Raw genomic sequence first — 12,634 nt, 5'->3', positions numbered from 1 at the left:
AAACGGTTCTATGACCATTTTGAAATTTATTTGTGCAACGGCTTTGTTGGCTAGACCAAAATGCAAGTGATTCATGATGTGCTGGATTGTTATGCCCCTATGACCTTCTTGCAGATCAATTGAATCAGTCTGGGGGAATTTCCTTTATTTCCAGACCTTCAAGGATAATTCGGAGAAACCATGTAGACCTAATATTTACATGATTGGCATGATTCGGAACTCCGAAGCGAAAGTGTTTAATAACGCCTTGATTCAGGGTTGCCTCATTGCTTTTTTGGTATTTGTGCTGTTTGCATAGGGGGAGAGGTGATTTTCAGTAAATATTTAAATGTACGCTTTGAAGCCTTTCAAGTATTTGGTGGTCTGATCTTTTTGGTGATTGGTTATCGCTATGTGTTTCAGGGGGCAGATAGCATTGGTGAAATGCGTGGTGCACCTGAACATTTAACAGGAACCATTGCCATGCCTTTTATGATTGGGCCAGAGACCATTAGTGCTGCGGTAGTGACAGAGGTGTCACTGCCAATTGGCGGTGCATGATTATTTTCTTAACGTTAACACTGACCTGTGAGTTGATGATCTTAATGAAATCTGCGCATGACTATTTGCATTATAAGCATGCCAAATATATAGACCGTTATGTCGATATGGTTGGACGGTTGTCGGCATTACTGATTGGGGCCATTGTGGTTGATATGATTATTAATGGGATTTTAGGTGTTATATCGAAAATGTAATAGGGTTCCAAATCAAAAACCGAATGTTATGCCTTCGGTTTTTTTAAGCCAGGAAAATGATCGTAATTTAAAAATATAATCTTGATTTTCGGATTAAGAAGCTAATCTTTCAATAATTTGATCAAGTTTTCTGTCAAGTTGCTTACGATAAACATTAGGCAACAAGTATGAAATTTTCGTTAGCATACGAGTCCGCACACTAGGAATAATCATAAATTTATTGGAAAGAATACCCTGATAAATTTCTTTACATGCAGTATGAACAGACATACTTCCCCCCAATTGCTTTAATGCAGCTGTAATAGGTGAGCCGTTCTTGTGTTCTTCAGTCACAAGCGGCGTGTCTACTTCTGGTGGACAAACCACAGCGACATCAATTTTTTGGTTGCGTAATTCCATACGAAGGACTTCAGCTAAGCCAACCACACCAAATTTAGATGCACAATAACCAGCGTAACCATAGCAACCAACCAAACCAGCAGCAGAGGCAATAAACACAATCTTAGGGCGTTTACCTTGCTGAACTGTCTGTTTTAAATGCGGTAAAGCAGCATGTGCGACATTACGACTACCAACGAGGTTAATCTGAATTTGGCGTTCAAACTCTTGCGAAGTCATTTCATCGAAACTCTTGGCAATACTGATTCCAGCAGAATTAATGAGAAGATCAGGTGTCCCAAATTGAGCAGTCGCTTCAGCAAATTTTTCGTTCAAGCTGCTTTCATTCTGCACATCGACTTCAAATCCATTCACTGTTGACGAAATCTCGCTAAGTTCTTTAACTGCTTGCTGAATGCCCGCATGCGCAAAAATACACACTTGGTATTGGTCTTTGAGTAAACGTTTAGTGAGCTCCAAACCAATACCACTACTGCCACCAGTCACCCATGCTGTTTTAGATGTCTTTTTTTTCATTACACTATCCTTAGACATATTCTATTGAATGATGAAACCTAACTTTTTCTTTATGTTTTATACGTAATCCTAGGACTTTAATTGAAATCGAATTTTTAGTCATTGAAGAATAGATGAATGTGCAAAATTGACATCATTCTGTACATGGCGCCATGTAGAGATAAATTTTTAGATTACGAAATATGCATTTCTGTTTTAGATTTTGCCAATAAAATGGCTGAGCCAGTGTTGGAAAAATTGACGCTAGTTCTTTAATTTTGCAAGGTTAATTTAGTAAGAGACGAGTAGATGTTGGTTGAATATATAGAATGGCTTCTAGCGTAACGCAAGAGAAACCAGCTCTAAGTTCGGAGCTTGAGAACTAAAAATGAAATTCCGTTTTATGATCTTCACTTAACCTGAAAGATCTGCTGGCTATCGATTTAGCAAAATAGCCAACAGGTTTTGTATTATACAGGCGCACTATCGAGTAGAACATCACTGAACTTTGCGCGTAGTTCTGCTTTTACGATTTTACCTGTACCATTTATTGGAAGTGCATCAACAAAAATTACCGTATCAGGAATTTGCCAATGAGCAATCTTGTTTTCAAAATATGCACGTATATCGTCTTCGGTCAATGCCGAGTTTTCTTGTTTTACTGCAATCAAAATCGGACGTTCATCCCATTTTGGATGACGCGCAGCAATCGCGGCCGCCATCCGAATTTCAGGGTGACCGACTGCAATATTTTCGATTTCTACAGAGGATATCCATTCACCACCAGATTTAATTAAATCTTTAGCACGGTCACAAATGGTCATGAAACCATCCGCATCAAGGGTTGCAATGTCACCTGTATCGAACCAACCATCTGAGGTGAGTGTACTTTTTTCTTGGTTAAAGTAATTCTCAACAATCCATGGACCACGAATTTGTAAATTACCTTGCGTGTGACCATCATTTGGCAATGCTGTTAGGTTGTCACCATCAACAATACGTAATTCAACACCAAATGGTGGGCGACCTTGAGTTAAACGTAATTTTTCGGATTCTTCTTCACTTAAGGCTAAATGCTTTGCTTTGGGTTGGTTCGCTGTACCTAAAGGACTCGTTTCTGACATTCCCCAAGCATGAATGGTGTCACAAGCATAGTTGTTTTTGAAATCACGGATAATGGAAGGAGGGCATGCTGCACCTCCGACAACGTTGCGAGTCATACTCGCTAAGGTCGTTCCACGCTTTTTCGCAGCAGCGAGTAGACCTTGCCAAATTGTTGGGACGCCTAAAGCAACGGTAACGTTATATTCATCAATTAAACTTACTAGGCTATCACCATCTAAATTTGGCCCAGGAAGCACAATGGTACAACCGACCATTGCAGCAGCATAAGGGATACCCCATGCATTGACATGGAACATTGGAACCACAGGCATTACAATATCTTTGGCTGATAAATTTAACGAATCTGGCAGGCTAATTGCCATGGTGTGTAATAATGTAGAACGGTGACTATACAAGACACCTTTGGGGTTACCAGTTGTACCTGATGTGTAGCACAAAGAACTTGGAGTTTCTTCGCTAAATTGTGGCCAGTTAAATTCGGCAGATTGATGTTGAATCAGTTCATCATAGAAAAGAACATCTGGTAAAGCTGCAATGACTTTTTCATCGCGTGAACCATAGCAAATTAAGCGTTCAACAGAAGGTATTTTACCTTGAATCGCTTGGATTAAAGGTAAAAATGTCGAATCAAAGAAAATCACTTTATCTTGTGCATCATTAATAATAAAGACCAATTGCTCAGGAAATAATCGCGGATTAATGGTATGGCAAACATAGCCACTCCCTGAAATAGCATACCAAGATTCTAAGTGACGATGGTTATTCCACGCGATAGTTGCAAGACGATCACCAGCTTTAAGATTAAATGTGGAAAGGGCATTTGCTAAACGTTTACTGTTTTGTTGAACTTGTGACCAGTTTGTTGTTGTAATTTGACCATTTACTTCACGTGAAATAATAGATGTATCTGCATGATATTTTGCTGCATGTTCAATGAGGTTACTAATCAGTAAAGATTGATGCATCATTTTTCCAAACATTTTTTATTCATCCTTGTTCATTGTTTTAATTAATAATAAGAACCCTTAGCAGGTGCTAAAGATTCTTATGAACTTATTTTTGAATGAAGTCAACAGCGCAGCTTAGGCCCATATAATCATGTGGTTTTTGAATTGCTTATAGGAAATGTTGTTCATATTTAAATGATTCATATAAGTGAGTATTCGGTCACATTATTGGTGGGTGTAATAAAAAAACACACTGAAAACCATTTAAAAAAATGACTATGCATCCATTTTTAATTTGTATCTAGAATCCATGAATGGTGAAAAAAGCATGGATTCTAGCTTGTATGTGCTTATGGTTTATACAGTCCAAGTTGGACGAGATGCAAACGAAGAATACGTCTTAACTCTAACACGGCTTCAGGCGTTTCTTGAATTGAATGACCGCCTTGAATAATTTTTTCAGAGACAACACCCTCTAGGTGAGCACTTTTATAAGGTACGATGCCATCGGTAATCACATTAAGGTCATCACTTTTGGTGTTATTTCCCATAATTGAATGAAATAACAATCCTTTACGCGGCATAATATCCGACGTGATCGCCATAAACTTTGATTTATGACTTAAGTCACTTGGACCATTTTGAATGAGCCCTTGGTCAATTTGTTTGGCTAAATCGGAGAAATCTAAATCTTGGCTTTGTAAGGTGTCACCCACCGCAGTTAAAAATGCACCTGGAAGTTTAATAATTTTACGTGCAGCACGCGTAAACCACAGGTCGGCATAAGCTGTGCCGTGGTGTGGTGCAGAAATAAAGATAGCACGGCTAAAATTAGGAATATCTTGTATTTGCATACGCTGTGTAACAATCGGGACTTTTTTATATTTACTGAGTTGTCGGTTGCTCATCATCGATAGTGCTTTTTGGGTGACATCGGCATCACTGACCAACAGACGGGCAATAATTCCCCCCATACTATGTCCAATCAGGACGGCATCATTCTTTGCGGAAGCACTTGCATGGACTTGTGCAAAACTCTGTTTAAGAAGTGCGTAAATCTGCAAGCGACTTTCTATAATCGGCATATTGGTCGAATAGAAAACTTGCCAGACTTGGTAATTTTCTCTTAAGACTTTATCCCCCATAATGTCATTGGTTAGACGAATCCATGCTTCAGGACTACTGGCTAAACCATGAACCAACACAATCACTTTTTTATTTGGATTGTAAGGTTCTAACATGTATAAGTGGGGCATGGTTAAACGGTTATCGCGGTCAATCAGAGTGAGATAAGCGGCCTTACCCAAGTTATTCTGAGCTAACCATAAACCGTATGGAGTCGAGAAGTTTGCTGCTAAAGGGTATTTATGTCCTGCAAGCTGAATAGATTCATATTGATACGGGTCATAGGCCCGAATCACAAATTCAGGTTTGGTTAAAATATCATTGACTGAAGTGGCTGCTTTCGGTTCAGCGGTAAATGTTGCTGCCAAGTAGCGCGCTTTATGAATATTTGGATTGATTCCACTGTCATAAGAAAAATGTAAGGGATCAAGAATGTATTGATTAGCCTCTTTTTGTTGAGCATTCGAATCTGGGAGGACCACCACAAATTCAGAGCCAAAACCATCACGACGGTTAATCGAGCGTAGACCTGAAAAATTTAGATTATAACTCGACATCAGTTGTTCAATTTTCTGATCTTTCAGTAAGGGATAATGACTAAAATCAATGTCATAAATACTCTGACCAATTTTAATTTGAGGCTGAACTTCTTTTTTAGGGTAACGAAGACTATAAGTCTTAGAAAGATTTGCAATCGCTAAGTTATAGAAATCTCGTATTTGTACTTGTCGGTTATCAAAAATTCGATCTTGAGGGCCACGTTGGGTTTTGAACATGTAGGCATAGCTATAGCGAATACTTTTATCCAACATGTCTAATTCTTGGTCTAGGCACTGATTATAAAGGTCTTGCTGAATTTTTTGCTTTTCTTCAGATTTATGGTTGGTCAGTAATCCAATTTTACAGTCTGAAGAGCCTTCTAATGCCAGTGCACGTGCCAGATATAGTTCACTGGCTGTGGAATATAATTGTTCATCTTGAATTTGTGGAATTTGCTGTAATTCCTGAACGCATTGAGTGGGATTGTTTGTGCAAATTTTAGCCTCTCGCCCTGTCATGGATAAAACATTCAGGCTTGCTTCACTCAGCTTATCACGTGTCAGAATACTTTCACGTTCATTGGTGATGGTGACTTTTACAGCTTGATTTTTGACAGTAACAACTTGGCAACCCGAAAGCAGAGAGGTGACCAGTACAGAAAGCAGGACAATATGGCTAAAGTTCTTTGGCATAGGCAGATATTAACTTTAATTTTGTTTATTTTTTTTAATCATACGATAATTGTCAGCTTTTTCAATGCGCAGAAAAAGAAATAGACCGTACTGGACGGTCTATTTGATGCAGTGAATAAGATTAAGACGCTTTAGGGGTATTTAATACTTGCCAAACATTCCAGCGACCTTGAGTTTCAATTTCGCGAATTAAGCGATCTGCAACAACGGCTTCTTGCGGATATTTGAGTTTGTAGTTTTTCAGAATTTGGATGGCACTTTTCTTTTGTTCCAGCGCAATGTAATTATTGGCAGCAGACAAATAAGCTTCCTGAACACCTGCTTTCATGGCTTTGTCTAAATATGGGATAGCTTCACGTTGACCACCCCCTTCAGATAAACCAAATCCAAACCAGAAGTTAGCTTCAGCATCATTTTGATTAATCTTTAAGATGCGCTGTGCATAAGTTAACGATTTGGTGGTATACACTGAGCCTAAGTCAAGATTACGTGCCATGACACTGGCTTTAAATGCACGAACTAAAATATCGAAAGAGGCATCATCGCGGACAGCAAGCGTATCCAACTCTTGCGTGACTTGTTTTAATTTTGCTTCGAAACCTTTACGTTCTTTGCGTTCTGTAAAACGTGGTGGGTAGTGGCGTGCTTTGCCTTCCACTAACTGTAAAAAGTCATCAATATCCGTGATATCAATTTCATTTTCACCTGCCAAAACGGCATATTTCATCGTACGTTGATTGTTATTCACCGTAGGAATGATCAAACGATTTGTTTCTAGCGTAATTTTTTCATTTGAATTAGCTGAATTTGTTACTACCATTTTCGTTACGGGCTGAGCAGCAGCTTGTTTTAATGCCAATTCAAATGGAGGCGGTGCGGCATAGTCAAATGGGTTCAGTGCATAAAATGGGGGAGTTGTATCAGGTTCTGTGAAAATAATCGGTTCTTTAGAGTTTTTATCTTTGGTTGGGGTTGTGCTACACGCCGTTAGAAATGATGCGGCAATTAATGCGATTGCCAGAGGTTTTAACGTCATAGTATTCATCCATTCTTTCTTTTAAAAGTAATAAAAAATTTGCATGTCCGTCAGTCTAAGAAAACTAGGGCGAACATGCAATATAGGGCGTGTTACAGTTGGTTTTTAATTATGTTGTTATGGCTTAGATTGACTACTTTGTGCTTCACATTCGCGGCGTACATCTTCAATAATTTTTAACTCTTCTTTACTGTACGGTTGTTCATTTAATTGCTGCTTTTTAAAGGTTGGATCAAGCAGAGACAAACGTTGGCAAAGCGTATTCATACGTTTTTCATTATTTTGAATACGGTCTAATAAAATACGCATACCTTCAAGCATTGGGTCTGATTGGTCTTGCGTTGCAGCATAGGCTTGGAAGCCAATACTTTCGGCATAATCACGGCGACGTGCTTCATCTTGATCTTTTGGAAGGTCTTTACTGATGTAGCGTGCAGGGTTGCCGACAGCAGTTGTCCCAGCAGGTACGGCTTTGGTGACCACCGCATTTGACCCAACTTTTGCACCTTTGCCTACGGTAAATGGCCCTAAAATTTTGGCACCTGCGCCAATAATTACACCATCTTCAAGCGTAGGGTGACGTTTGCCTTTATTCCAAGTGGTCCCCCCTAACGTGACACCATGATAGAGCGTAACATCATCGCCAATCTCGGCGGTTTCACCAATCACTACACCCATACCATGATCGATAAAGAAGCGACGACCAATTTTTGCACCAGGGTGAATTTCAATACCTGTGGCAAAACGGCTAAATGACGATAGTAGTCGAGCTGAGCCTTTACAGTCTTTTTTCCACAGTTCATGTGCCATACGGTGCATGATTAAGGCATGAATGCCAGGATAAGTGGTTAAAACTTCTAAAGTGTTTCGCGCTGCTGGATCGCGCGCGAAGACAGCTTGTATATCCTCTTTTAGCTGTTTAAGCATTAGACGGATCCTCTTTGTCTTTGGTCTTAGGTGTAGATGGTTTCCAAGTTCCTTTATTTAAGGCTTGTACGCGACTAAAAATACCGCGAAGTAAATGATATTCCATTTTATCTAATTGTATACGCCCAAATAGTCGACGCAAGCGTAAAGGCAGTAATCTTGGATTATTTGGATCTAAAAACTCAATATCTTCAAGCATTTTCTCTAAATGTGGGTAGAACTGCTGCATTTGGTCATGCGTTACTAAAGGTTCATCCCAATGCATTTGCGTAGTATCTGTGACAGGCATGGTGGCTTCTGGGTCTTCGGTTTGTTCAATCCGTGCCAATGCCGCCATCCGCATTTCATAACAAATGATTTGGATGGCTTGAGCCACATTCAACACGCCATAATCGATATTGACTGGAATCGTGACATGATAGTTGGCCAATGCCAGTTCTTCATTGGTTAAGCCGCGGTCTTCACGTCCAAAGACTACGGCAACATTTTGCTGTTGTGTGACTACGGCTTGAAGTGATATTTCTGCCGCAGGGCGAGCATCCAGTAAAGGCCAAGGAATAGTACGGCTACGTGCACTGGTACCAAAGACAATGTGACAGTCTTGAATAGCTTGTTCTAGAGTATCTACAATTTTAATCTGTGGAATCAGGTCTACTGCGCCAGCAGCCAGTGCTTCAATGTCTGGATGCGGATAAGTTTTTGGGGCAACCAAGACCAACTGGCTAAGCCCCATCGTTTTCATGGCTCGTAGTGCGCTGCCAATATTGGCAGGCAAGGTCGTATTCACCATGACAATACGGACATGGGAAAGATGTGCTGCAACCGCAGTATTGTCGAATTGATTCATTGCATTTCCAATTTTGTTTACTCGCTGAATTCGGTTAATCGTTATGAATATTGATTAACGTCAGCTTGATATAAATCCATTGCCTCATCCATGCTTAAATCGGCGGGTGGAGGAGGGACTTGTACTGGTTTGGCTTGCTCGTAATTGACGGCTTTGGCAGCTTTAGATTTCACCTGATATTCAACATAGATGGCTTCTTTACCAAAATAATCGCGCAATTTACTTAAAAGTTCATCTAAAGGAGCAACTTTCCATTGCATGCCCAAATGTAATTCCGCAGAGGCATAGGCATAATCGAGTTGCAATAACATAGGAATATGATTGCACAGATCGACATTGCAATAGGGCAACAAGATTTTTTGTAAATCTTGAGTTAAAGTTTTACTTAGATGATCAGCATGTAACTTAACTTGAATGCTATTGGCGCGTTTTTGACGAATTTCATTCAGGCTAAAGGCTTTGGTTAAACGTCCCATCGGACGATCATATCCTTCGCGTTCATAAATTTCGCCTTCAATCACCACTACACGTTCATTGACAATAATGTCTTTAAAACGTTGGAAACGTTCGTGATTGGCAGAAACCTCAATGCGTGATGTGCCATCATCTAAGGTGATCATGACACGGTTCGGGAAGTTGGCAACATCGACCACTAAACCTGCAAATACCGTGGTTACACCACGACGCGTGGGTGTCAATTCATTAATTTTTGCAGGAACAAAAGATTTTAATTCAGTGCGATAGACATCAATTGGGTGCCCTGTTAAATATAAACCTAGGGTGTCTTTTTCACCTTTTAAGCGGACTTCATCTGACCATGGTTTAACTGGCTTTGCAGGCTTACGTTGAACTTCTTCAACTTCGCCAAATAAATCCATAATACCTGTTTCACGGTTGCTACGTGCTTGTTCTGCGGCTTGTACAGCTTCAGGCAATTGTGCCATTAAGCTTGAACGTTCAATACCGAGACAGTCCAAAGCACCTGCACGAATCAGCGCTTCTAGGGTACGTTTATTGATTCTCTTTAAATCAATACGATGGCAGAAATCAAACAGGTCTTTATAAGGACCATTCTGTAGGCGGGAGTCAATTACTGACTGCATCGCCTGTTCACCGACACCTTTAATCGCACCTAAACCATAAACAATAGTTTGCTCATCGGTCGCATGGAAATGATACAGCGACATATTCACAGAGGGCGGTAAAACGTCCAAACCATTATTACGACAGTCATCAATCAAGAACACGACGTTGTCGGTATTCTGCATTTCCGAAGACAATACCGCAGACAAGAATTCGGCAGGGTAATGTGCTTTTAACCAAGCGGTCTGATAGGCAACCAAGGCATAGGCAGCAGCGTGGGATTTGTTAAAACCATAACCTGCGAACTTTTCCATGTAGTCGAAGATATGGTTGGCCGTGGCTTCATCAATGTCTTTTTGTGCAGCACCTTCAATAAAGATCTGACGCTGTTTCACCATTTCTTCGGGTTTCTTTTTACCCATGGCTCGGCGGAGCAAGTCTGCGCCACCTAGAGTATAGCCCGCACAGTACTGTGCAGCCTGCATCACCTGTTCTTGATAGACCATAATACCGTACGTCGGTTCAAGTACACCTTCAAGTAAAGGGTGTAAGTATTCGAACTCTCCGCCGTGCATACGATGAATAAAGTCAGGAATCAGATCCATTGGACCCGGACGATACAAAGATACGAAAGCAATAATTTCCTCAAATTTGCTCGGACGAGCTTCTTTGAGCATTTTTTTCATACCGACGGATTCAAACTGGAATACCGCTGTGGTGTTGGCATCGGCAAAGACCAAGTAAGCATCTTTGTCGTCTAAAGGAATATTGGCAATATCCAGTGGGATGGCAGAAGGATAGTGCTTGTTAATATTTTGCACTGCATCTTCAATCACGGTTAAGTTACGTAGTCCCAAAAAGTCAAACTTGACCAGACCTGCTGCTTCGACATCGTCTTTATCGTATTGTGAAACACGACCTGTACCGTCCGCGTCACAAAGTACTGCTGAAAAGTCGGTAATTTTAGTCGGTGCAATGACTACACCGCCCGCATGTTTACCTGTGTTACGGGTAATGCCTTCTAATTTGAGCGCCATTTCCCAGATTTCTGCGGCATCGTCATTGTCTGGGTTAGAAGGGTTGGTGACAATGTCTTTGAGTTGTGGTTCGGCTTCAATCGATTCTTCTAAAGACAAACCTAAAGGTTTGGTCGGAATCATCTTAGAAATACGGTCCGCTAAACCATAAGATTTACCCAAGACACGTGCTACATCACGAATGGCACCTTTTGCCGCCATGGTTCCGAAAGTTGCAATCTGAGAAACCGCATCACGACCATAGTTACGTGCTACGTAGTCAATGACTTTATCACGTCCTGCAATACAGAAGTCGACGTCAAAGTCGGGCATGGAAACACGTTCTGGGTTTAAGAAACGTTCAAAGAGAAGTTCGTAGCGTAATGGATCAAGATCGGTAATTTTTAAACTGTAGGCAACTAAAGAGCCGGCACCTGAACCACGGCCTGGACCGACAGGTACGCCATTGTTTTTCGACCATTGAATGAAGTCCATGACAATCAGGAAGTAACCTGGGAATCCCATTGAATTAATGATGTTGACTTCGTAGTCAATACGGTCATCATAAGGTTTACGGATTTCAGCCCAATCATCACCGCGTTGTTCTACAGGATATAAATGATTCAGGCGTTCTTCTAAACCTTCTTTGGACAAATGTTCAAAGAAGGTGTCAATGGTATGACCTTCAGGAATTGGGTAGTCAGGTAGGAAGTACTTGCCTAATTGTAGGGTGACATTACAACGTCGAGCAATATGGAAGCTATTTTCAATTGCAGTCGGCAGGTCAGAAAACAGCTCGGTCATTTCAGCTGCGGTTTTAAAATATTGCTCAGAGCTATAAGGTTTTGGGCGACGATTGTCGCCTAGGACATAACCATCGGCAATACAGACACGGGCTTCGTGTGCTTCAAAGTCTTCACGGGTAATAAAGTGCACATCATTATGTGCCACTACACCAATATTATATTTTTTAGCCAGTTTAACGGCTTCTAAAATGTAATCTTCTTCAAAGGGACGATCGGTTCGGGTGAGTGCTAAATAAACACGATTGCCAAATTTTTCGATCCATTGTTCGAGTAGGGGTTCTGCTTTTTGTGGGTTTGACGAACACAGCATTTTGCCGACATCACTGTGCATACCCAATAAGGCAATAATGTCTTGATGTTGTTCTAGAACCCAGTCTTTTTGTACGCAGGGAATATCGAGTTGCTGACCTTCGATAAAACCACGGGAAACAATTTCAGTAAGTCCACGCCAACCTTGATTGGTCATAGCCAATAAGGTCACACGATGTTCAGCATCATTGAGTCGAATGACTGAACCTAAAATTGGTTTGATACCTTTAGATAGGCAAGAGCCATAGAATTTCACAGCGGCGTGCAGGTTAGACAAATCCGTCAATGCCAAAGCGGGCATTTCATCATTTACGGCAGCTTTAATTAGATCAGGTATCCGAACGATAGATTCAGTAATAGAATATTCGGTATGAATACCAAGATGAACAAAGTGCATAAATGAGTTCCTGCAAAAACCACTCATTAGTTTAGCACGCTATGCGCTTAATCTGAGTTTAATTGAAATGAATTGGTTAAGATTTAGTAGCTTGAAAGCCTTTACAAGCTTGTTTTATTTTGTCGCATCCAAAATCTAGAACCCATTTCATAG

General features: G+C 40.7%; 7 protein-coding genes and 1 pseudogene. 1 reads left to right on the top strand and 7 read right to left on the bottom strand.

Annotated features, from left to right (window positions below):
• Positions 1–118 precede the first annotated feature (118 nt).
• A pseudogene (locus E0H94_RS06560) lies at positions 119–737 on the top strand (MarC family protein).
• A gap of 93 nt (positions 738–830) precedes the next feature.
• Here E0H94_RS06560 and E0H94_RS06555 read toward each other — a convergent pair.
• From E0H94_RS06555 to dnaE, 7 genes are all read right to left on the bottom strand, one after another.
• Positions 831–1,652 carry an SDR family NAD(P)-dependent oxidoreductase gene (locus E0H94_RS06555; RefSeq protein ID WP_227548561.1) on the bottom strand — a complete coding sequence of 274 codons (822 nt, stop codon included), beginning with the start codon at positions 1,650–1,652 and terminating at the stop codon, positions 831–833.
• Positions 1,653–2,101: 449 nt separating this feature from the next.
• Positions 2,102–3,736: a long-chain fatty acid--CoA ligase gene (locus E0H94_RS06550; protein WP_131325675.1), complete on the bottom strand. Its 1,635-nt coding sequence runs from the start codon at positions 3,734–3,736 to the stop codon at positions 2,102–2,104.
• Positions 3,737–4,053: 317 nt separating this feature from the next.
• Positions 4,054–6,060, bottom strand: coding sequence for an esterase/lipase family protein (locus E0H94_RS06545; protein WP_131325674.1), 2,007 nt, complete (start codon positions 6,058–6,060; stop codon positions 4,054–4,056).
• 121 nt (positions 6,061–6,181) lie between these two features.
• Entirely contained in the window at positions 6,182–7,096 is a 915-nt protein-coding gene (locus tag E0H94_RS06540) for an ABUW_2363 family tetratricopeptide repeat lipoprotein (protein WP_131325673.1), read from the bottom strand.
• Between the two features lie 117 nt (positions 7,097–7,213).
• Positions 7,214–8,023 carry a serine O-acetyltransferase gene (gene cysE, locus E0H94_RS06535; protein WP_131263643.1) on the bottom strand — a complete coding sequence of 270 codons (810 nt, stop codon included), beginning with the start codon at positions 8,021–8,023 and terminating at the stop codon, positions 7,214–7,216.
• A complete protein-coding gene (locus E0H94_RS06530) occupies positions 8,016–8,870 on the bottom strand; it encodes an RNA methyltransferase (protein ID WP_131325672.1) in 855 nt (284 codons plus the stop codon). Before E0H94_RS06530 ends, cysE begins: the two co-directional genes overlap by 8 nt.
• Before the next feature lie 41 nt (positions 8,871–8,911).
• Positions 8,912–12,481, bottom strand: a complete 3,570-nt coding sequence (gene dnaE, locus E0H94_RS06525; RefSeq protein WP_131325671.1) for a DNA polymerase III subunit alpha — start codon at positions 12,479–12,481, stop codon at positions 8,912–8,914.
• Positions 12,482–12,634 lie beyond the last annotated feature (153 nt).

Source organism: Acinetobacter sp. ANC 4173 (assembly GCF_004331255.1).
In the GTDB taxonomy this organism is placed as follows: domain Bacteria; phylum Pseudomonadota; class Gammaproteobacteria; order Pseudomonadales; family Moraxellaceae; genus Acinetobacter.
This window is presented reverse-complemented; position numbering and strand designations above follow the sequence as displayed.